Raw genomic sequence first — 21598 nt, forward strand, 5'->3', positions numbered from 1 at the left:
GTCACACCTCCCTGGAGTCCGAGCCGGCGACGATGTTGGCCGGCTCCCGCTCGGCGACCACGCGCGTGATACGCGGGCTCGGTGGTACCTGTAGATCCATCGGCGGCAGCGGGAAGCTCCCGTACGGCCGGTTGTCGACCTGTTCCTGCGTCGTCGGTTTCGGCTGCGGCTTGCGGCTGGGCCAGAAGAGCGTGGCGATCAGCAGGATGCCGGCCGGGATGCTGACGGCGATGACCTTGCCGCGCGTGTCCCAGTCCTCGATGGAGCGCAGGCCCGACAGGACCAGGATCCAGACCAGGTTGATCGGCAGCAGCACCTTCCAGCCGAGGCGCATGAACTGGTCGTAGCGCAGCCGGGGCAGCGTGCCGCGCAGCCACACGAACACGAAGACCAGCGCGATCACCTTGCCGAAGAACCAGAGCATCGGCCACCAACCGGAGTTGGCGCCCTCCCAGAGGGTGATCGGCCAGGGTGCCCGCCAACCGCCCAGGAACAGCGTGGTGGTGACCGCGGACATGGTCACCATCGCGACGTACTCGCTGAGCATGAAGAGCGCGAACTTCAGCGAGCTGTATTCGGTCATGAAGCCGGCGACCAGCTCGGACTCGGCCTCGGGGAGGTCGAACGGTGCCCGGTTGGTCTCACCCACCGTGGCGATGAAGAAGATGATGAAGCTGGGCAGCAACAGGATCGCGTACCAGCCCGGCGCGGGGATCGTCTGGCCGAAGATGGACAGCTGGGTGGCGTCGCCCTGGGCGGCGACGATCCCGCTGGTGCTCATCGTGCCGGCGGTCATGAAGACCGCCACGATGGAGAGCCCCATGGCGACCTCGTAGGAGATCATCTGGGCGCTCGACCGCAGACCACCGAGGAGCGGGTACGTCGAGCCGGAGGCCCAACCGCCCAGCACGATGCCGTAGACGCCCATCGAGGAGCAGGCGAGCAGCAGCAGCACCGCCACCGGCACGTCGGTGACCTGCAACGGCGTCTGGTGGCCGAAGATGCTCACCATCGGGCCGAACGGGATCACCGACAGGGCGGTGACCGCGCAGATCACCGAGATCGTCGGGGCGAAGAAGTAGACGACCTTGTCGGCCGCCTTCGGGAGGATGTCCTCCTTGAAGGCCATCTTGAGACCGTCGGCGAGGGTCTGCAGCAGGCCGAACGGGCCGACCTGGTTGGGGCCGGGCCGCACCTGCATGTAGCCCACGACGCGCCGCTCGAACCAGACACCGAGCAGGGTGGCCAGCAGACCGAACGCGAACGCAAAGACGATCTTGCCGAGGACCAGCCACCACGGATCCCGGCCGAAGTCGGCCAGCGTCGGATCCTGGGCCAGGTAGATCGGGTTCACTGGTTACCCCCAGAACTGAGGAGCGGACCCGGGAGGCCGGTCTCGTCGGCCGCCACGCGCCCGGCCGGGACGGCCGCGCTCGGTGCGGGGACGGAGATCCGGACGACCGCGCCGGACGTCGCCCCGAGGCTGCGTCGCACTGTCGAACCGGGTGAGTTGGTCGGCAACCAGACCACGCCGTCCGGCATCTCGGTGATCTCGGCCGGCAGGGTCAGCGCGCCCCGGTCGGTGCCGACCGTGACCGCGTCGCCGTCGACCACACCGAGCGCCTCGGCGGTGCCCTTGCCCAGCCGGACGACCGGCGGGCGGGCGGTGCCGGCGAGGTGCTCGTCGCCGTCGGTCAGGGTGCCCAGGTCGACCAGCTGGTGCCAGGTCGCCAGCACGGCCTCCCCGGCGCCCGGGTGCGGCACCCGGCCCGGCGCCACCGACGGGGCGGTGGGCCGGGACGTCCGGGTCGCCGGCAGCGAGCCCAGCTCACGGCGGACGCTCGGCACGTCGGCCGTGCCCAGCCGCACGTCGAGCAGCGCGGCCAGGGCGTCGAGCACCCGACCGTCGGTCATCGCGGAGGTGTTCAGCACCGCCTCGAACGGACGCAGCCGGCCCTCCCAGTCGAGGAAGCTGCCGGACTTCTCGACCACCGGGGCGACCGGCAGCACCACGTTCGCCCGTCGGGTGACCGCGCTGGCGCGCAGCTCCAGACTGACCAGGAACGGCACCGCGTCCAGGGCGGCCTCGGCCAGCCGGGGGTCGGCCAGGTCAGCCGGGTCGACACCACCGACGACCAGGGCACCGAGCTGCCCGTTGGCAGCGGCGGCGAGGATGCCGTCGGTGTCCCGACCGGCCTGGCTCGGGATCACACCGGCCGGGATGTCCCACGCCTCACCCAGCTCGGCCCGCGCGGCCGGCTCGGTCACCAGGCGGCCACCGGGGAGCAGGTTGGGCAGGCAGCCCGCGTCGACAGCGCCGCGGTCACCAGCGCGCCGCGGCACCCAGACCAGCTTCGCTCCGGTACGCCGGGCCACGTCCGCGGCGGCGGAGAGCCCACCCGGCACGGTGGCCAGCCGCTCACCCACGATCAGGATCGCGCCCGGCGCGCTCAGCGCCTCGGCGACCGTGGCGTGCTCGGCGAGCACGCTGGCCTCCTCGCCCGGCACCACTCGGGCCAGCTTGGCACCGAGCTTCTCCAGGCCGCGGGTCGCGAACGGCGCCAGCGCGTACACCGTCAGGGTCTTCTTCAGGTACGCCTTGCGCAGTCGCAGGAAGAGGATGGGGCACTCCTCCTCCGGCTCCAGGCCGACCAGCACCACCGCCGGCGCGTTCTCCACGTCGGTGTAGGTGACGTCGGTGACGCCGGCGACCGAGCTGGCCAGGAAGTCGGCCTCCTCGCGGGAGACCGGCCGGGCCCGGAAGTCGATGTCGTTGGTGTTCAGCGCGACCCGGGCGAACTTCGCGTACGCGTAGGCGTCCTCGACGGTCAGCCGGCCGCCGGTGAGCACCGCGGTGCCCTGTCCGCTCTCCCGTGCCGTGTGCAGCCCCTCGGCGGCCACGGTGAGCGCCTCACTCCAGGACGCCTCCCGCAGCTCACCGGTGCGCTCGTCACGGACCAGCGGGGTGGTCAGCCGGTCGGTGGCCCGGGTGTACTGGAAGCCCCAGCGACCCTTGTCGCAGTTCCACTCCTCGTTGACCTCCGGCTCGTCGCCGGCCAGCCGGCGCAGCACCTTGCCGCGCCGCCAGTCGGTGCGCTGCCCGCAGCCGGCCGAGCAGTGCTCGCAGACGCTCGGGCTGGACACCAGGTCGAACGGGCGGGCCCGGAAACGGTACTGGGCACCGGTCAGGGCACCCACCGGGCAGATCTGCACGGTGTTGCCGGAGAAGTAGGAGTTGAACGGCACATCACCGGCGTCGCCTTCCTCGCCGTACGCGTCGTCCCGGTAGATGTTGATCTCCTCGGCGGACGACCGGCCCATCAGGTCGATGAACTTGTCGCCGGCGATCTCCTCGGAGAACCGGGTGCACCGCTGGCAGAGCACGCAACGCTCGCGGTCCAGCAGCACCTGGCTGCTGATCGCCATCGGCTTCTCGTACTCCCGCTTGTGCTCGTGGAAGCGCGAGTCGGTGCGGCCGGTGGACATGGCCTGGTTCTGGAGCGGGCACTCACCGCCCTTGTCACACATCGGGCAGTCCAGCGGGTGGTTGAGCAGCAGCAGCTCCATCACCCCCTCCTGCGCCTTCTTGGCCACCGGGGAGGTGATCTGGGTCCGCACGACCATGCCGTCGGCGACGGTCTGGGTGCAGGAGGCCACCGGCTTGCGCTGGCCCTCCACCTCGACCAGGCACTGCCGGCACGCGCCGGCCGGGGCCAGCAGCGGGTGGTCGCAGAACCGGGGGATCTCGGTGCCCATCTGCTCGGCGACCCGGATCAGCAGCGTCCCCTTGGGGGCGGTGACCTCGACGCCGTCGATGGTGAGGGTGACCATGTCGGTCTGCTTGGCTACGTCCGTCACAGTGCTTGCCTTTCGCTCGCGACTGCGGGGCTCGCTCCGCTCACTCCTCGCGCTCGCATCAGTGGGCCCCCACTAGCTGCTTGTCGGAGAGCTTCGGCGCGGTCCGTCCCTCGATGTAGTCGAGGTAGTCCTGCTTGAAGTACTGCAGCGACGAGGTCACCGAACTGGTCGCGCCGTCACCCAGGCCGCAGAACGAACGGCCGAGGATGTTGTCGCAGGTGTCCAGAAGGGTTTCCAGGTCCTCGTGGGTGCCCTGACCGGCGAGGATCCGCCGGTAGACCCGAACCATCCAGTAGTTGCCCTCGCGACACGGGGTGCACTTGCCGCACGACTCGTGGTGGTAGAACTCCAGCCACCGGTACGTCGCGTAGACCGGGCAGTCCTGGTCGGAGAAGATCTGCGTGGCGGTGGTGCCGAGGATCGAGCCGGCCGCCGCCACCCCCTCGAAGTCCAGGGGCACGTCCAGGTGCTCGGCGGCGAGCAGCGGCGTGGACGAGCCACCCGGGGTCCAGAACCGCAGGTTGTGGCCGGGCTGCATCCCGCCCGCCAACTCCAGCAGCTCGCGCAGGGTGACACCCATCGAGCACTCGTACTGGCCCGGGTTGGCCACCCGGCCGGACAGCGAGTAGATCATCGGCCCGGAGGACTTCTCGGTGCCCATGCTCTTCCACCAGTCGGCGCCGCCGAGCACGATCGGCGGCACGCTGGCGATGGTGCCGACGTTGTTCACCACCGTCGGGCTCGCGTACAGGCCGTGGGTGGCCGGGAACGGCGGGCGCAGCCGGGGCTGACCCCGGAACCCCTCCAGGGAGTCCAGCAGCGCCGTCTCCTCACCGCAGATGTACGCCCCGGCGCCGGAGTGCACCACCAGCTCCAGGTCGTAGCCGCTGCGTAGGATGTTGCGGCCGAGGTAGCCCTTGTCGTACGCCTCCTGGACGGCGTTGCGCAGCCGGCGCGCGGCGTGCACCGCCTCGCCCCGGATGTAGATGTAGGCGCGGCTGGCCCGGATCGCGTACGACGCGATGATCACGCCTTCGACCAGCGCGTGCGGGTCGTGGGTCATGAGCGGCAGGTCCTTGCAGGTGCCCGGCTCGCCCTCGTCGGCGTTGACCACCAGGTAGTGCGGCTTGCCGTCGCCCTGCGGGATGAAGCCCCACTTGAGACCGGTCGGGAAGCCCGCGCCACCCCGGCCCCGCAACCCGGAGTCCTTGATCAGCTGGATCAGGTCGTCCGGGTGGGCCTTGAGCGCCTTGCGTAGTGCGGCGTAACCGTCGAGCTGCTCGTACGTGCCGATGCGCCAGGCGTCCGGCGACAGCCAGCGCTTGGTCAACACCGGCGTCAGCTTGGCCAGCGTCTCCGGGCGGGGAGTGGTCACTTCTGGGCCCCCGTTTCGCTCGCGTCCGCCGGTCCGGCGCCGTCGGCGTCCGTGCCAGCCTTCGCTTCGGTGAGGTTGCGCTCCTGCGCCCCGGCCTCGTCGCCGGCGGGCTTACCGTCGCCGGCCGGCGCATTGGCGGCGATGCCGGCGGCCTCGGCCGACCGCGCGTCACCAGCCGCGGGCGCGGTGCCGGTGCCGTCCGTCGGGACCTTCGTGCCCGGGGCGTCCGGCACTGCCGTGCTCGCGTCCGGCTGCCGGGTCTCGGCGGTACGCACCTGCGGCGACTTGTCGTCGGGTGCCTTGACGTCACGCGTGGTGCTGCCGCTGGCGTCTCCCGGCTTCGCCGGCTCAGTAGCCTCTGCCGGCTTCGCCAGCCCGGTGGCCTCTGCCGGCTTCGCCGGCCCGGCGACACCGGTCGGGGCGGATGCCCCGTCGCCACCCTTGACCGGCGCGGCGCTGGCCTCGGCGGGCGCCGGCTTGGCGGCCTCCGCCTTCGCCTTCGCCTCGGCGGCGGCCTTCTCCTGCTTCGCCTTCGCCTCGGCGGCGGCCTTGTCCGCTTCCGCCTTGCTGCGGATCGGGGTGTTCGGGTCGAAGCCCGGCACCGAGACGCCGTGCTGCTGGGCCAGCCGCAGCCCGCGCAGGGTGGGCTCACCCGGCCCACCGTCGGCGACCGCGCCGTCGCGCTCGTCGGCGAAGCCGGCGAGCTGGACAGCCATCTCCTTGAGGGTGCAGAGCCGGGCGCCGCGGGTCGGCATCGGCCGCCCGCCCGCCCGCAACTCGTCGACGACACCCACGGCGGTGGACGGGTCCACGCCGTCGAAGAAGTCGTAGTTGACGGTCATCACCGGGCCGTAGTCGCAGGCCGCCAGGCACTCGGCGTGCTCCAGCGTGATGGTGCCGTCGGCGGTGGTCTCGTCGTGCCCCACGCCCAGGTGCTCGGAGAGGGTGTCGTAGACCTCCTGGCCGCCGAGCACGTTGCACATGGTGTTGGTGCAGACGCTGACCAGGAAGTCGCCGGTCGGCTTGCGCTTGTACATTGTGTAGAAGGTCGCCACCGCTCCGACCTGGGCCTTGTTCAGCCCCAGCACCTCGGCGCAGAACGCGACCCCGGCCGGGGAGACGTACCCCTCCTCGGCCTGGACCAGGTGCAGCAGCGGCAGCAGTGCCGAGCGGGACCGGTCCGCCGGGTAACGGGCGATGATCTCGCGCGCCCGCTCCCGGGTCTCGTCAGTGAAAGTCGTCATCGGTCACAACCACCCATCACGGGGTCCAACGAGGCGCCGCCGGCGATCACGTCGGCGATCAGACCGCCCTCGGCCATCGCCGGGAGGGCCTGGAGGTTGACGAAGCTGGGCTCCCGGTAGTGCACCCGGTACGGCCGGGTGCCACCGTCGGACACGGCGTGCACGCCCAGCTCGCCTCGGGGTGCCTCGATGGCGACGTACACCTGGCCGGGCGGCACCCGGAAGCCCTCGGTCACCAGCTTGAAGTGGTGGATCAGCGACTCCATCGACTGACCCATGATCTTCGCGACGTGCTCCAGCGAGTTGCCCATGCCGTCAACACCGATGGCCAGCTGCGCCGGCCAGGCGATCTTGCGGTCGGCGACCATCACCGGACCCGGCTTGAGCCGGTCCAGGGCCTGCTCGACAAGCTTCATCGACTCCCGGATCTCGGCGAGCCGGACCTGGTAGCGGCCCCACACGTCGCCGTCGGGGTGGGTCGGCACGTCGAACTCGTACGTCTCGTAGCCGCAGTACGGCATGGTCTTGCGCAGGTCCCAGGCGAGACCGGCCGAGCGCAGCACCGGGCCGGTGATGCCGAGCGCCACACAGCCGGTCACGTCCAGCACCGCAACGTTCTTCGTCCGCTCGGTCCAGATCGGCTGGCCGGAGAGCAGGTCCTCGTACTCCTTGAGCTTCTTCGGCATCATCTTGAGGAACTCGCGGATCTTGCGGACGGCGTCGTCCGGCACGTCCTGCGCGACCCCACCCGGCCGGACGTACGCGTGGTTCATGCGCAGACCGGTGATGGTCTCGAAGATGTCGAGGATGTACTCCCGCTCACGGAAGCCGTACAGCATGATCGAGATCGCGCCCAGCTCCATGCCGGTGGTGGCCAGCCAGACCAGGTGCGAAGAGATCCGGTTGAGCTCCATCATCAGCACGCGGATGGTGGTCGCCCGCTCGGTGATGTCGTCGGTGATGCCCAACAACTTCTCGACCGCCAGCGCGTACGCCGTCTCGTTGAAGATCGGGGCGAGGTAGTCCATCCGGGTCACGAACGTCGAGCCCTGAACCCAGTTGCGGTATTCGAGGTTCTTCTCGATGCCGGTGTGCAGGTAGCCGACGACGGATCGGGCCTCGCGGACCGTCTCGCCCTCCAGCTCCAGGATCAGCCGCAGCACCCCGTGCGTGGACGGGTGCTGCGGACCCATGTTGACGACGATCCGCTCGTCGTTGATCGGGTCGGTGCCCGAGACGATCGTGTCCCAGTCCCCACCGGTGACGGTGAAGACCCGACCCTCGTCGGTCTCGTGCTCGCTGGCGTAGTTCGACGTCGTCACTGGTACGACCTCCGCTCGTTCGGCGGCTGGATCTCCGCACCCTTGTACTCGACGGGCACGCCGCCGAGCGGGTAGTCCTTGCGCTGCGGGTGACCCTCCCAGTCGTCCGGCATGAGGATCCGGGTCAGGTTGGGGTGGCCGTCGAAGACGATGCCGAACATGTCGTACGCCTCCCGCTCCTGCCAGTCGGCGGTCGGGTAGACGGCGGTCACGCTGGGCAGGTGCGGCGCCTCGGCGGAGACCGCTGCCTCCAGCCGGACCCGCCGCCGGTACGTCATCGAGGTGAGCAGGTAGACCACGTGCAGCCGGCGTTCGTCCGCGCCCAGGTAGTCCACGCCGGACACCGACGAGCACAGCTCGAACCGCAGGGCCAGGTCGTCCCGCATCACCTGGCACACCTCGGCGATCCGCTCCGGGCGTACGTGCAGGGTCAGCTCACCCCGGTCGACCACGACCTTCTCGATCGCGTCGCCGAAGGCCGGGTACGCCTCCTCCAGCGCGTCGCGGACCTCGTCGAAGTAGCCCCCGTACGGCCGGGACGCCTCCTCGACGGGCTGGCGCGGGCGGACCAGGCCGCCGTAGCCGGACACGTCGCCGGTGCCCTGGTTGCCGAACATGCCGCGCCCCGCCGGACTGGCCGGCGGGTACTCGGCGGGGGCGGTGCTGCTGGCGCCGACCGGCGTGACCGGTACCGGCACACCGCCGTCGTTGGGCTTGTCCGTGGGTGACGTCATTTCGGGCCTACCTGCGGGTGGAGGTGGTTCTGAGCGTTCATCCAGTTCTCGATCCGCAGCTGCTCCTCGCGCCCCTCGCGGACCGCCCTGGTCCACTCGGCACGCCGGGCCTTGTCGCTGCGGTACGAGGAGGGCATGGAGCCGTAGGGCACGACGGGGACGTCGCCGCGCTCCTGGCGGGCCGCCAGCATCTTGCGGCCGTTCGGGCCCAGCGGCTCATACATGATCTTCTCGCGGAGCTTGAGGATCGCGTCGATGAGCATCTCCGGCCGCGGCGGGCAGCCGGGCAGGTACATGTCGACCGGCACCACGTGGTCGACGCCCTGCACGATCGCGTAGTTGTTGAACATGCCGCCGCTGCTCGCGCAGACGCCCATCGAGAGCACCCAGCGTGGCTCGGCCATCTGGTCGTAGATCTGGCGCAGCACCGGGGCCATCTTCTGACTCACCCGGCCGGCGACGATCATCAGGTCGGCCTGCCGGGGCGACGCCCGGAAGACCTCCATGCCCCAGCGGCCCATGTCGTAGTGCGGACCACCGGCGGCCATCATCTCGATGGCGCAGCAGGCCAGGCCGAAGGTCGCGCCCCACACGGACGACTTCCGGGACCAGTTGACCAGCTTCTCCACCGAGGTGAGCAGGACGCCGGCGGGAAGCTTCTCCTCGATGCCCATCTGACGTTCCTTCCTCAGTCCCAGTCCAGGCCGCCGCGCCGCCACACGTAGGCGTACGCAACGAAGACCGCGACGATGAACAGGACCATCTCCACGAAGCCGAAGATCGGCAGAGCGTCGAACGAGACCGCCCAGGGGTAGAGGAAGATGATCTCGATGTCGAAGACGATGAAGAGCATCGCCGTCAGGTAGAACTTGATCGGGAACCGCCCGCCGCCGACCGGCTGCGGGCTGGGCTCGATGCCGCACTCGTAAGCCTCGAGTTTGGCCTTGTTGTAGCGACGGGGACCGGCGAAGCGGGCGGCGCCGACGGAAAACAGCGAGAACGCCGCGGCGAGGGCGAACAGCCCGATGATCGGTGCGTAAGGCGAGAGCGACATCGTTTTCTCCTGCTCGTCCTTCCCTGCCCTCGGTGCTTGACGAAAATCACACTATTCACGTCCCTCGCAGTGGCAGTCGGCGGGGGTCGATCTTTGTCGGCGTCGGGGCTGTGACCAGCACCGATGCCGTCCTACTTACACAGCCGGGGCTGCCTTCGTCATCGCGTTGATGACCCGGTCCATCGCGTCCCCGCCACGGGGATCGGTCAGGTTGGCCAACAGCTTGAGCACGAAACGCATCAGCGTCGGGTGCGGCATGCCGTGTTTGGTGGCGATGCGCATGATCTCCGGACGGCCGATCAGTTTCACGAAGATGCCGCCCAGCCGGTAGTAGCCGCCGAGCCGTGCCTTCAGCTCGTTCGGGTACGCCATCAGCGCCCGTTCCCGCTCCGGACCGGCCGGCCGCGCGAGAGCCTGGACCACGACCTCCGCCGCCAGCTCGCCGGACTCCATCGCGTACGCGATGCCCTCGCCGTTGAACGGGTTGACCATGCCGCCCGAGTCACCGACCAGCAGCACGCCACGGGTGTAGTGCGGCACCCGGTTGAAGCCCATCGGCAGCGCGGCGCCCAGGATCGGGCCGTCGGCGTTGGCCTCGTCGGTCATCCCCCAGTCTTCCGGGGTGTTGGCGAGCCAGTCGGTGAGCAGCCGGCGGTAGTTGGTCTTGCCGAACGCGGACGACGAGTTGAGCACGCCGAGGCCGACGTTGACCCGACCGTCACCGAGGCCGAAGATCCAGCCGTACCCGGGCAGCAGGTTGTCGCCGCTGTCCTTGCTGCGCAGCTCCAACCAGGATTCGAGGTAGTTGTCCTCGTGCTTGGCCGGCGAGCGGTAGTAGCGGCGGACGGCCACGCCGATCGGCCGGTCCTCCCGCTTGGCCAGCCCGAGCGCGAGCGGGAAACGGCCAGAGACCCCGTCCGCCGCGACGACCAGCGGGGCGTGGAAGGTGGCGGGCTCCTTGCCCGGGCCGACCTCCGCCTCGACGCCGGTGACGCGGCCGTCGCCGTCGAGCACCGGGCCGAGCACATTGACATTGGTACGCAGCTTCGCGCCGGCTGCCACCGCCCGCTGGGCGAGCAGGTCGTCGAAGTCCAACCTGGTGCGCACCAGGCCGTAGTTGGGGAAGCTGGCGAGCTCCGGCCAGTCCAGTTCGAGGCGTACGCCGCCACCGATGACCCGCAGACCGCGGTTGTGTAGCCAGCCCGCCTCGGGCGAGGTGTCCACGCCCATCCGGATGAGCTGGCGCACGGCGCGCGGGGTCAACCCGTCGCCGCAGACCTTCTCGCGCGGGAACTCGGTCTTCTCCAGCAACAGCACCCGTACGCCGTGCCGGGCCAGGTGGTACGCAGTCGCTGACCCACCGGGACCGGCGCCCACGACGATGACGTCGGCATCGTGTTCCACCGCGGTCATTCGCGCCTCCTCCCGCACGCTCGTGAAATGCTTCACAAGCCAGACGGGACGAGTGTATGACCGGCGTCATACCAGCGCAGGATCAGGGGTACCTAACTCGCCGATGTGACAGTCCACGACCGTCCACACCAGGCAGGTGTCAGGCCGGGCTGGGCGCGTCCAGCCCCGCATCGACCCGGATGGTCTCCGGCAGATGCTCACGGAGCGCCCCACCCGCCGCCCGGTCGAGTGCCGCCAACACCTCGGCGACGACCTGCCGGACCTCCACCGGATCGGCGCCGGCCAACGCCCGCAACTGCGCGATGAGTTCGGCCGCGTCGTCGTCGGTGGCGGCCACCGGGCCCGCCGGGTCTGCTCCGGTCATGCGATCCAGCGTACGGGGCAAAGTGGACTATAAACCGATATTCACGGAACCTGAACAATATCCGCCCTGTTCCGTGCGGGTGCCACCCGCTACTCGCGGACGCCCCGGTGCAGAGCCACCACGCCGCCGGTCAGGTTGCGCCACGCCACCCGTCCCCACCCGGCCGCGGCGACCCGCCCGGCCAGCGCGGCCTGGTCCGGCCAGGCCCGGACGGACTCGGCGAGGTAGACGTACGCCTCGGGGTTGCTCGACACCGCACGGGCGACCGCCGGCAGCGACCGCATCAGGTACGACAGGTAGACGGTCCGGAAGACCGGGTTGACCGGGGTGCTGAACTCGCACACCGTCAGCCGCCCACCCGGCCGGGTCACCCGTGCCAACTCCCGCAGGGCGGCGTCGGTGTCGTTGACGTTGCGCAGCGCGAAGGAGATGGTCACCGCGTCGAAGCTGGCATCGGCGAACGGCAGTCGCAGCGCGTCCCCGGCCAGCAGCGGCACCTCGGGCCGGGCCCGCTTGCCGGCGTACAGCATGCCCAGCGACAGGTCGACCCCGACCGCGTACGCCCCCGACTGGGCCAGCTCACGGGTCGAGACGCCGGTGCCGGCCCCCACGTCCAGCACACGCTCGCCCGGACGCAGACCGAGCGCCGCCCGGGTGGCCCGGCGCCAGGAGCGGTCCTGACCCAGCGAAATCACCGTGTTGGTCAGGTCGTAGCGCTCGGCCACGCCGTCGAACATCGCGGCGACCTCGTGCGGCTGCTTGTCCAGGCTGGCGCGCTGGCCCTGCGGATTACGGCTCACCCCACCACTCTGCCAGCCGTCCATCGACCGACGCTCGCAGGGTGGCGTGGCCGCGCCGGGAACGTGAAACGGCACGGCGGCGTGGCCCGCCCCGGGCACGCGAAAGGCACGGTGGCCTGGCCCGCGCCCCGGGCACGCGCAAGGGCGGGGTGGTCGCCCACCCCGCCCTCTCGTCATGCCGGTCTGCCGCCGCTCTCACCCGTGCGGCCCGGGAGCGGATTCGTCAGTCGGTCGACTTCTCGTCGCCGGGGGCGACCAGGACGACCTTGCGCCGGCGGGAGAGCACCAGCAGGGCGCCGCCAGCGAGCAGGATCAGCGCGCCGATGCCACCGATCAGACCGGCCTGCACACCGGTGACCGGCAACCCACCGCCGCCGCCACCGCCACCGGCAGCCGGCGAGGTGGTGGTGCCCGGGGTGGACGTGCCGGACGGCGTGGGCGTACCGGTCGGCGTCGCCGTGGGAGTGGGAGTGGGAGTGGCGGTCGGCGTGGGAGTCGGCGTCGGCGTCGGCGAGGCGGTCAGGTCAACGAACGCCTCGAAGGTGGTGTGGTTGTCCATCACGTCGACCTCGGTGAACGCCTTGCGCTGCGCCTGGCTCGCCACCTCCGGCTCCTCCTCGGGCTGCCCGGCGGCACCGTCCAGTCCGTACGCGAAGAGGTCACCCTCGTGCAGCACCGGCTCGGTCACGTCGTCGCCGACGGTCACCTGGACGTCGGAGGTGTAGTACTGCCCCGGCTTCACCACCGCGCCGGCGTCCTCGCAGAACAGTTGCTGCTTGCCCTGGAACACCTGCTCGAGGCAGCCCTCCGGCTTCTGCGCGAAGGTGACGCCCACCGGCAGGGTCAGGCCGTAGAAGATGCCAGTCGCCTTGCGACTGCCGTCGTTGTAGACCGCCCAGTCCAGTGGCACCGTCTCGCCCCGTCGCACCGGGCGCAGGTTGGGATCGTCGCCCTTGACGCCGTTCACCACGACGTTGGCCTGGACGTCCTGCACCCAGCTGGTCAGGTCGTAGCCGGGCTTGGCGACGGTGATGGCGTGCTCGACCTTGTTGTCGCCGCGCTTGGGGTCGACGGTGGTCGACTTGATGGTGACCACCAGCGTGCCCGCGTCGCCACGACCACCGGTGGAGAACAGCGGGATGCCGAATTCCTCGCTGGTGCCGGCCGGCAGATCGCCGAGCTGGCAGGTGAACGTCTTGCCCTTCACCTGGCAACCGTCGGGCACCACGAAGCCGACCATGTTCTTGTCCAACTGGCTGACGTTGGCGGTGTAGCTGACGCCCTTGGCGTCGACCGTGCTCCGGCTGTTGTCGACCCGGAACTTGAACGGCTTGGCCTTGGCCGCCTTGACACCCTTGGCCAGCTCGTAGCTGAGCGGCACCAGGGCCAGGTCGGCCTGGTCGGCGGCCTGCGCGGGGGCGGCAACGGTGGCCAGGCCACCGGCCGCGAGCAGAGCCACGACACCGGCGCGGGCCAGGGCCGAGCGGTGGAACGCTGTCATCAGTCCCCCGGGGGTAGGGAAGAAAGAGTGGTTGCGGAACGAGCGGACGCTATCGGAGGTCGATCTCCCACGCCAGCGGGCGCACGCGATTTCATCCGTCCGGCCCGACCTGCGCAGACGGTACGGGCGGGATGGTCACCCATCCCGCCCGTACCGCCGTGCGTTATATGAACGACCCGCAACGGGCCGATGGAGGACGAACCCACGACGAGGACCGCCGGACCACCCGCCACCAGCACGATCACACCGATCTCGGCAACCGACGGTGGCAGTGGATACGAGCCGCGACGCTAGCCGTCGGCGATCATCTCCACCACCCCCACACCGGGCAGCCTGACGAAGCGGCGACGGGGACCACCCGTACCGCCGGGGCGTTCCGGCGGGAGCATGAGCAGTGGTCAGCCGAACGGCCGGGCGTCGATGGGCGTCAGTTGACCTCGACCAGCGGCAGGGACTTGCCCGCGCCGCCGCCGGGCAACGCGATCGAGGAGAAGTGCGAGACCACCCGCTCGTCGGTCGGGTCGTCGGCCGGCGTGTGGTGCACGGCGAGCCGGTTGTAGAGGGTGTCCCGCTGCGCGGGGATCCGGTCCGCCGAGCGGATCATGCCGATCAGCTCGTGCAGGTTGGAGCGGTGCCGCGCACCGGCGGAGGAGATGACGTTCTCCTCCAGCATGATCGAGCCGAGGTCGTCCACGCCCATGTGCAACGCGAGCTGGCCGACGTCCTTACCGGTGGTCAGCCAGGACGCCTGCAGGTGCGGAACGGTTTCGAAGAAGAGCCGGGCCACCGCCACCAGCCGCAGGTATTCCAGCGTGGTCGCCTGGGTGCGGCCCTTGAGGTGGTTGTTCTCCGGCTGGTACGTCCACGGGATGAAGGACCGGAAGCCGCGGGTGCGGTCCTGCACGTCCCGGATCATGCGCAGGTGCTCGATCCGCTCGGCGTGCGTCTCGCCGGTGCCCATCATCATGGTGGCGGTCGACTCGATGCCCTGCCGGTGGGCCAGCTCCATGACCTCCAGCCAGCGCTCGCCCGACTCCTTGAGCGGCGCGATGGCCTTCCGCGGCCGCTCGGGCAGCATCTCCGCACCGGCGCCGGCGATCGAGTCCAGGCCGGCGGTCTTGATCCGGGCGATGGCCTCGTCCAGGCTCACCCCGGACACCTTCGCCATGTGCAGGATCTCGCTCGGGCCGATCGAGTGGATGACCAACTGCGGGTAGGCCTGCTTGACCGAGGAGAACAGCTCCTCGTAGTACTCCACGCCGTAGTCCGGGTGGTGCCCGCCCTGGAGCATCACCTGGGTCGCGCCCAGCTCGACCGCCTCGCCGCACCGGCGAAGGATCTCCTCGGTCGGGTGGGTCCACCCTTCCTGGTGCTTGGGCGCGCGGTAGAAAGCGCAGAACTTGCACGCCGTCACGCAGACGTTCGTGTAGTTGATGTTGCGGTCGATCAGATAGGTGACGACGTTGTCCGGGTAGCGCCGCCGGCGCACCGCGTCCGCCGCCTCGCCCAACGCGTGGAAGGGCGCCTCGGTGTAGAGCAGCAACGCCTCCTCGGGCGTGATCCGCCCGCCGTCCGCACCGCGCTGCAGGATGTCGTCGATCTCCCGGCTCACCGTCACAGTCCGAGCCTACGTCGCCCTCTTCCGGGCTGGCACTCCGCTCTGCCTCCCGTGACGCGCGCCCCAAGCAGCATTCAGGGCGCTGAGCTGTCCACCGGCTAGATCTTGGACACTTCCCGTTTTGTGCTAACGGAAAGTGTCCAAGATCTGTGCGAGTCTTCATCCCTTTCGCGCCAACCCGGGTGCCAGCGCATTCCGTCACTCCGCCTGGCTCGGACGCCCCGTTCCGGAGACGAAACGGCACCAGCCTCACCTACTGGACGGCGCACGTCCGCCCCGCCGACTGCCGCCGGGCTGCCGGGGGTCAGGCGTCGTAGTCGACAGTGAGCTTGTCGGTGGTCGGGCTCGACTGGCAGGTGAGCACGTACCCGGCGGCCAACTCGTCGGGCTCCAGCGCGTAGTTGCGGGCCATCGTGACCGCGCCGTCCACGACCTTCGCCTTGCAGGTCGAGCAGACGCCACCCTTGCAGGCGTACGGCAGCTCGCCGCGTACCTTCAGCGCGGCGTCCAGCACCCGCTCCTCACGCCCCATGGTGAAACTGGACGATCGACCGTCCAGCACGATCGTCACCTCGGCTCCGGCGCCGACCTGGTCGACGGGACGGCGGACCGGCTCCGGCGGCGCGTCGACGTGGAACAACTCGGTGTGCACCGCCGAGTCGGGCAGCCCTCGACCGGTCAGCACGTCCCGGACGTCGACCACCATGCCGTACGGGCCGCAGAGGAACCACTCCTCGATCAGGTCGCCCGGCACGATGCTGCCGAGCAACCGACCCAACCGCTCCGCGTCGATCCGACCGGAGAGCAGCGGAGACTCGCCCTGCTCCCGGGACAGCACGTGCACCAGGTGCAGCCGGGTGGGATAGCGGTCCTTCAGGTCGGCCAACTCCTCGGCGAACATCACGGTGTTCGCCGTGCGGTTGCCGTACACCAGTGTGAAGGTGCTGGCCGGCTCGACGGCCAGGGCGGTCGCGACCAGGCCGAGCACCGGGGTGATGCCGGAGCCCGCGACGACCGCGCCGTAGTGCCGCACCCGGTCCGGCGCGAACGCCGTGGTGAACGTGCCCAGCGGCGGCAGCACCTCGACCGTGTCGCCGCTGCGCAACGCCCCGCAGGCGAACGCCGAGAACGCGCCCCCGGGAACCTCCCGCACCCCGATCCGCAACCGGCCGCGCCGGGCCAGGTCGTCGGGGGTCGAGCAGATCGAGTACGACCGGCGCACGTCAGTGCCGTCCTCGGCCACGCGACGGACGGTGAGGTGTTGGCCCGCGCGGAAGGCGAAGGTCTCCCGCAGTTCCTCGGGTACGGCGAAGGTCACCGCAACAGAGTCGTCGGTGAGCCGGTCGACGGCGGCGACCGACAACCTGTGGAAGACCGGCCGCCGGCGGACCGGACGGGTGATGGTGACAGTCACAGCGCCTTCAGGTGGTCGAAGGGTTCGGAGCAGGAACGGCACCGCCACAGCGCCTTGCATGCGGTGGAGCCGAACCGGCTGACCTGCTCGGTCTCCGGCGAGCCGCACAGCGGGCAGCGCACCGCGAGGGTCAGCGCCACGACACCCGGAGCGGACACCCGGGCCGGCGGGGCGATCCCGGCGGCGGCAAGCTTGGCCCGCCCGGCCTCGGAGATCCAGTCGGTGCTCCACGGTGGGCTGTAGACGGTCTCGACCTCCGCGTCCGGGTGACCGGCGGCGGCCAGCGCGCGACGGATGTCGGCCCGGATCACGTCCATCGCCGGGCAGCCGGTGTAGGTCGGGGTGATGGTGACGGTGACCCGGCCACTGGCCGGGTCCTCCTCGACCGCCCGCAGGATGCCCAACTCGTCGATGGTGACGACGCGGATCTCCGGGTCCACCACCGACGCGGCCGCCGCCCTGGGGTTTACCACTGCGCCCCGGGGTGGGCGCGGTGCAGCACCTGCATCTCGGCGAGCAGGTAGGCCAGGTGCTCGGTGTGCACACCGGTCCGTCCGCCGCCCGGCGCCCAGCCGCTCTCCGGCCGGTTGAGCGTCGCCTCGGCCAGCACCGCGCCGACGGTCTGGTCGAACGCCGGCCGCAGCGTGGCCGGGTCGACCGGCGCCGCCGGGTCCGCGATGAACAGCTCATGGGTGTACGGCCACACCTGGTCGACCGCCGCCTGCATGCGACGGTGCGACTCCTCGGTGCCGTCGCCGAGCCGCTTCAGCCACAGCGCGCCGTGGTCCAGGTGGTACGCCGACTCCTTGCGCGCCTTCGCGCCGATCGCGGCCAGCCGCTCGTCCGCGCAGTCGACCAGAGCGGTGTACAGCGGCACCTGGTACGCCGCCAGGAAGAACAGCTTCGCCATCGTCACCGCGAAGTCGCCGTTGGGCAGCTCGACCAGCAACGCGTTGCGGAACTCCCGGTCGTCGCGCAGGTACGCCAGGGCGTCCTCGTCCCGGCCCGCGCCCTCCAACTCACCCGCGTACGACAACAGCAGTCGGGCCGCGCCGAGCTGGTCGAGAGCGATGTTGGCCAGCGCGATGTCCTCTTCCATCTCCGGCGCGCGGGTGGTCCACTCGGCCAACCGCTGCGCCGCGATCAACGCGTCGTCGGCGAGGCCGAGAGTGAAGTCGAAGGGCCCGTTCACAGGTGGGCCACCCCGTCCGGCACCTCGTAGAAGGTGGGGTGGCGGTAGACCTTGTCGGCGGCCGGGTCGAAGAAGGCGTCCTTCTCGTCCGGGCTGGACGCGGTGATCGCGCCGGCCGGCACCACCCAGATCGAGACACCCTCCTGGCGGCGGGTGTAGAGGTCCCGGGCGTTGCGCAGGGCCAGCTCGGCGTCGGGGGCGTGCAGGCTGCCGACGTGGGTGTGCGACAGCCCGCGTCGGGCGCGCACGAAGACCTCCCACAGTGGCGAATGATCCGTCATGCCGCTACCTTCTCCCGCTGCTCTGCCCGCTTCGCGGCGTACGCCGCGGCGGCCTCGCGTACCCATGCGCCGTCGGCGTGCGCGGCCCGGCGGTGGGCGATCCGTTCCCGGTTGCACGGCCCGTCGCCGGAGATGACCCGCATCAGCTCGTCGTAGTCCGGCTGGGTGTAGTCGTACGCCTGCCGCTCCTCGCTCCACCGCAGGTCCGGGTCGGGGATGCGGAGCCCGAGGATCTCGGCCTGCTGCACGCACATGTCGACGAAACGCTGCCGCAGGTCGTCGTTGGAGAAGCGCTTGATCTTCCAGGCCATCGACCGGGCGGAGTGGGTGGAGTCGCCGTCCGGCGGGCCGAACATGGCCAGCGACGGGTACCACCAGCGGTCCACCGCGTCCTGGGCCATCGCCTGCTGCCCGGGGGTGCCGTGCGCCAGGGTGTGCAGGATCTCGTAGCCCTGCCGCTGGTGGAAGGACTCCTCCTTGCAGACGCGGATCATCGCGCGGGCGTACGGGCCGTACGAGCAGCGGCACAGCGGCACCTGGTTGACGATCGCCGCGCCGTCCACCAGCCAACCGATCGCGCCCACGTCGGCCCAGCTCAGAGTGGGGTAGTTGAAGATCGAGCTGTATTTCTGCTTACCGTCGAGCAGCAGCTGGACCAGCTCGTCGCGGCTGATGCCGAGGGTCTCGGCGGCGGCGTAGAGGTAGAGGCCGTGGCCCGCCTCGTCCTGCACCTTGGCCAGCAGGATGGCCTTGCGCTTGAGCGACGGGGCACGGCTGATCCAGTTGCCCTCCGGCTGCATTCCGATGATCTCGGAGTGGGCGTGCTGGGCGATCTGCCGGATCAACGTCCGCCGGTACGCGTCGGGCATCCAGTCCCGGGGCTCGATCTTCTGTTCCGCGTCGACGACCTCGGCGAAGTACGCGGCGAGGTCGTCGTCGGGGGTGGGGCCGCCGCGCCGACCGCGCGCTGCCGCCGCGCGCAGCTCGGCCTCGGCGGCCTCGACCTCGCCCAGCAGGCCGCCGCCGGGCACCTCGTCCGGGGCACCGTCCGGGACGGAGAAGTCGTTGCCATACATAGGGCTAAGTGTTACAGCTTGCACCACGATGCGCCAGGGGGTGTAACAGAATTCCGAGGATCCCATCCGTAACGGAATGCACGCTTTACGTCACCCCGGCCGACCATCCCTCGACGTGACCTGGGCCACGGAACGAAGATGAATCGCCTCAATAGGCGCAAACTGGTCTCATATCCCGCCTTTATCGCAGGTTGCCTAGTGTCGAGGTCTGTCGGGTCCGACAACCGGACGTAGACTTTCGCCGTCACACCGATCGGCTTCAGACGATTGCCGCGAACGACAGAGGCCACCTCCCCCGGCCTCGGCGATCAGCCGATCCGTCCGGACAACAGCCGGTCCCCCCGGCCCTGACACCTGGAGCTCACCCACTCATGCGATCTCGCGTGACCATGGTGCTCGCCATAGCGGCGGTCCTGCTCGGCGGCGTCCTCCTGGTCCCCGCCGCGTACGCCCGGCTCTCCGACGGCGACAGCAGCGGAGGCGGAGGCGGCGCCGCCTCGACCGTCGCCGCGCCCGCGCCCGCCCCACCCCCGCCGCCCACGCTGGCGGCCGGCCCGGTGTCGGTGAGCTTCAACGGTGACTTCTTCTCCTGGGCACTGCTGGACCGGGGGACGGGCAAGATCACCGGGTCACCCAACATGACAGCGACCAGCTCCACCGAGTCGATGATCAAAGTGTGGATCGTCTCCGACTACCTGCGGCAGCTCGGCGACAAGGAGCCGACGGCCGCACTCAAGGAGGCGGCACGGGCCGCCATCATCGACAGCAACGACCCTGCGGCGAACAAGGTCTACGCCGCCGCGGGCGGCTCGTACCGTGTGCTGCCGAACGGGCAGATCGGGCCGGTGATGCAGCGAGCCATCAAGATCTGCGGGCTGACCGACACGAAGCGCGGCAACGTGCCGAAGTACGAGGGCTGGTGGAGCTTCACTCGGATGTCGCCCCGTGACGCGGTCCGGATCGGCGACTGCATCGCCGACGGTCGCGCTGCCGGCCCAAAGTGGACCAAGTGGGTGCTGGAACAGATGGCCAAGGTCAGAGGCACCACCGCGGCGAAGGACCAGCGGCGCGACTCCGGCGGCGGACGCTGGGGCATCATCGACGGCCTCCCCAAGTCGATCACCGCCCAGGGCCCGGTCGGCATCAAGAACGGCTGGACCCCAATCAACTACGACGGCAACTGGCACGTCAACTGCCTGGCCGTCAACGACAAGTGGAGCCTCGCGGTGATGCTGCGTTACCCGCAGAGAAGCGGTCTGGACTACGGCGCGAAGGTCTGCGCGAGCGTGGCCACCCAGTTGGTCACCCCGCAGCCCGGTGCCGCGCTCAAGGTGCCGCAGCAGCCGGTCGGGAAGCTCTGATGGCCGGCAGTCGTCGGTCCGGTCGGCGCCAGGGCGCTGACGCGTCCCCACTTCGGCTGGTCGCCATCGCGGTCATCCTGATCGGGTTGGTCCTGGTCTCACTGCGGCTGCTGCCCGGGTCACCGTTCGAGTCCGCCGCCGCCGCCAAGTGGGGCGACGCCGGCACGACGACAAACGACCGGTCCACGGGTTCGACCACCGATCGCAGCGCCCGCCAACCGGGTCCACCGTCACCGAGCCCCAGCCCCTCGCTGGAGCCGCTGCCGTTCGTGGCCAAGGATCTCGACCTGGACATCCAGGGTTGGTATTCCTGGAGCGTGCTGGACCGCCGGACCGGGCAGATCATCGGTTCCAAGAACATGGGCGAGACCAGCACGACCGCCTCGTTGATCAAGTCTTGGATCGTCGCCGACTACCTACGACGGACAGCCGACGCCGGGCAGACGCCGAGCGACGCGAAGCTCGCCGACGCGACGCGGATCATCCGCGACAGCGACAACACCAGGGCCGAGCAGTTCTACAACCAGGTCGGCCGGGACGCCTCGATCAAGCGGCTGATCTCCATGTGCAAGCTGACCGACAGCAGCGTCGCCCCCGACAAGGGCTGGTCCCGGACGGCACTCTCCCCCCGGGACACCGCCCGACTGGGCAACTGCATCGCCACCGGCACCGCCGCCGGGCCGAAGTGGACCAAGTGGCTGCTCAACGAGATGAAGCTGGTGCGGGGCGCCGGCGACTTCGGCATCCGCAAGGCCTTCCCGGCCGCCGAGCAGAAGCAGATCGCCATCAAGAACGGGTGGATCGACCGGACCAAGGAGCAGGAGATGCACATCAACTGCCTGGCCATCGGCGACACCTGGACGATGGGCGTGATGGTCAGGTACCCGATCGACCTGGGCTACGACTACGGCATGAAGAACTGCGAGAAGATCACCGAGGCGTTGCTGCGCGCCGGCGTCTGAGCCCCGCGCGCCTGCGCGTGCTCGGCTCC

20 protein-coding genes are annotated in these 21598 nt (G+C 70.2%); 2 read left to right on the forward strand and 18 right to left on the reverse strand.

Translation table 11 applies throughout. The features are described 5' to 3' along the window. Nucleotide 1: 1 nt before the first annotated feature. The 18 genes from nuoH to paaA form a co-directional block, all read right to left on the reverse strand. Nucleotides 2–1354: an NADH-quinone oxidoreductase subunit NuoH gene (nuoH, locus tag GA0070612_RS04420; protein ID WP_088986759.1), complete on the reverse strand. Its 1353-nt coding sequence runs from the start codon at nucleotides 1352–1354 to the stop codon at nucleotides 2–4. After that, nucleotides 1351–3858, reverse strand: a complete 2508-nt coding sequence (locus GA0070612_RS04425; RefSeq protein ID WP_088986760.1) for an NADH-quinone oxidoreductase subunit G — start codon at nucleotides 3856–3858, stop codon at nucleotides 1351–1353. Before GA0070612_RS04425 ends, nuoH begins: the two co-directional genes overlap by 4 nt. A gap of 58 nt (nucleotides 3859–3916) precedes the next feature. Next, entirely contained in the window at nucleotides 3917–5233 is a 1317-nt protein-coding gene (gene nuoF, locus GA0070612_RS04430; protein WP_088986761.1) for an NADH-quinone oxidoreductase subunit NuoF, read from the reverse strand. Continuing rightward, nucleotides 5230–6477 carry an NADH-quinone oxidoreductase subunit NuoE gene (gene nuoE, locus GA0070612_RS04435; RefSeq protein ID WP_088986762.1) on the reverse strand — a complete coding sequence of 416 codons (1248 nt, stop codon included), beginning with the start codon at nucleotides 6475–6477 and terminating at the stop codon, nucleotides 5230–5232. Before nuoE ends, nuoF begins: the two co-directional genes overlap by 4 nt. Beyond that, complete coding sequence (locus tag GA0070612_RS04440; protein WP_088986763.1) at nucleotides 6474–7799, reverse strand: NADH-quinone oxidoreductase subunit D; 1326 nt, start codon at nucleotides 7797–7799, stop codon at nucleotides 6474–6476. Before GA0070612_RS04440 ends, nuoE begins: the two co-directional genes overlap by 4 nt. After that, entirely contained in the window at nucleotides 7796–8533 is a 738-nt protein-coding gene (locus GA0070612_RS04445; RefSeq protein WP_088986764.1) for an NADH-quinone oxidoreductase subunit C, read from the reverse strand. The genes GA0070612_RS04440 and GA0070612_RS04445 overlap by 4 nt, the downstream gene beginning before the upstream one ends. Beyond that, complete coding sequence (locus GA0070612_RS04450) at nucleotides 8530–9207, reverse strand: NuoB/complex I 20 kDa subunit family protein (RefSeq protein ID WP_088986765.1); 678 nt, start codon at nucleotides 9205–9207, stop codon at nucleotides 8530–8532. The genes GA0070612_RS04445 and GA0070612_RS04450 overlap by 4 nt, the downstream gene beginning before the upstream one ends. Before the next feature lie 14 nt (nucleotides 9208–9221). Then, a complete protein-coding gene (locus tag GA0070612_RS04455; protein ID WP_007454588.1) occupies nucleotides 9222–9587 on the reverse strand; it encodes an NADH-quinone oxidoreductase subunit A in 366 nt (121 codons plus the stop codon). A gap of 135 nt (nucleotides 9588–9722) precedes the next feature. Then, entirely contained in the window at nucleotides 9723–11000 is a 1278-nt protein-coding gene (locus GA0070612_RS04460) for a geranylgeranyl reductase family protein (RefSeq protein WP_088986766.1), read from the reverse strand. A gap of 139 nt (nucleotides 11001–11139) precedes the next feature. Beyond that, nucleotides 11140–11364, reverse strand: coding sequence for a hypothetical protein (locus GA0070612_RS04465; protein ID WP_088986767.1), 225 nt, complete (start codon nucleotides 11362–11364; stop codon nucleotides 11140–11142). A gap of 89 nt (nucleotides 11365–11453) precedes the next feature. Then, nucleotides 11454–12188, reverse strand: coding sequence for a demethylmenaquinone methyltransferase (locus tag GA0070612_RS04470; protein ID WP_088986768.1), 735 nt, complete (start codon nucleotides 12186–12188; stop codon nucleotides 11454–11456). A gap of 199 nt (nucleotides 12189–12387) precedes the next feature. Further along, nucleotides 12388–13665 carry a cell wall anchor protein gene (locus tag GA0070612_RS04475; RefSeq protein WP_088986769.1) on the reverse strand — a complete coding sequence of 426 codons (1278 nt, stop codon included), beginning with the start codon at nucleotides 13663–13665 and terminating at the stop codon, nucleotides 12388–12390. A 427-nt stretch (nucleotides 13666–14092) separates the two neighbouring features. Next, nucleotides 14093–15283 (reverse strand): cyclic dehypoxanthinyl futalosine synthase, encoded by a 1191-nt coding sequence (mqnC, locus tag GA0070612_RS04480; protein ID WP_088986770.1) that lies wholly within the window; start codon nucleotides 15281–15283, stop codon nucleotides 14093–14095. A gap of 304 nt (nucleotides 15284–15587) precedes the next feature. Continuing rightward, entirely contained in the window at nucleotides 15588–16697 is a 1110-nt protein-coding gene (paaE, locus tag GA0070612_RS04485; protein WP_088986771.1) for a 1,2-phenylacetyl-CoA epoxidase subunit PaaE, read from the reverse strand. Continuing rightward, nucleotides 16694–17170: a 1,2-phenylacetyl-CoA epoxidase subunit PaaD gene (gene paaD, locus GA0070612_RS04490; protein ID WP_088986772.1), complete on the reverse strand. Its 477-nt coding sequence runs from the start codon at nucleotides 17168–17170 to the stop codon at nucleotides 16694–16696. Before paaD ends, paaE begins: the two co-directional genes overlap by 4 nt. Then, nucleotides 17164–17889: a 1,2-phenylacetyl-CoA epoxidase subunit PaaC gene (paaC, locus tag GA0070612_RS04495; protein WP_088986773.1), complete on the reverse strand. Its 726-nt coding sequence runs from the start codon at nucleotides 17887–17889 to the stop codon at nucleotides 17164–17166. Before paaC ends, paaD begins: the two co-directional genes overlap by 7 nt. Further along, nucleotides 17886–18170 (reverse strand): 1,2-phenylacetyl-CoA epoxidase subunit PaaB, encoded by a 285-nt coding sequence (gene paaB / locus GA0070612_RS04500; protein ID WP_088951115.1) that lies wholly within the window; start codon nucleotides 18168–18170, stop codon nucleotides 17886–17888. The genes paaC and paaB overlap by 4 nt, the downstream gene beginning before the upstream one ends. Next, the gene (paaA, locus tag GA0070612_RS04505; protein WP_088986774.1) at nucleotides 18167–19246 is read right to left on the reverse strand and encodes a 1,2-phenylacetyl-CoA epoxidase subunit PaaA; all 1080 of its coding nucleotides are present in this window, start codon (nucleotides 19244–19246) and stop codon (nucleotides 18167–18169) included. Before paaA ends, paaB begins: the two co-directional genes overlap by 4 nt. Before the next feature lie 371 nt (nucleotides 19247–19617). On the opposite strand from paaA, the gene GA0070612_RS04510 reads away from it, so the two are divergent. After that, entirely contained in the window at nucleotides 19618–20607 is a 990-nt protein-coding gene (locus GA0070612_RS04510) for a hypothetical protein (RefSeq protein WP_088986775.1), read from the forward strand. Then, the gene (locus GA0070612_RS04515) at nucleotides 20607–21569 is read left to right on the forward strand and encodes a serine hydrolase (protein ID WP_088986776.1); all 963 of its coding nucleotides are present in this window, start codon (nucleotides 20607–20609) and stop codon (nucleotides 21567–21569) included. Before GA0070612_RS04510 ends, GA0070612_RS04515 begins: the two co-directional genes overlap by 1 nt. Nucleotides 21570–21598: the final 29 nt, after the last annotated feature.

It is taken from the genome of Micromonospora chokoriensis (assembly GCF_900091505.1).
Taxonomy (GTDB): Bacteria; Actinomycetota; Actinomycetes; order Mycobacteriales; family Micromonosporaceae; genus Micromonospora; species Micromonospora chokoriensis.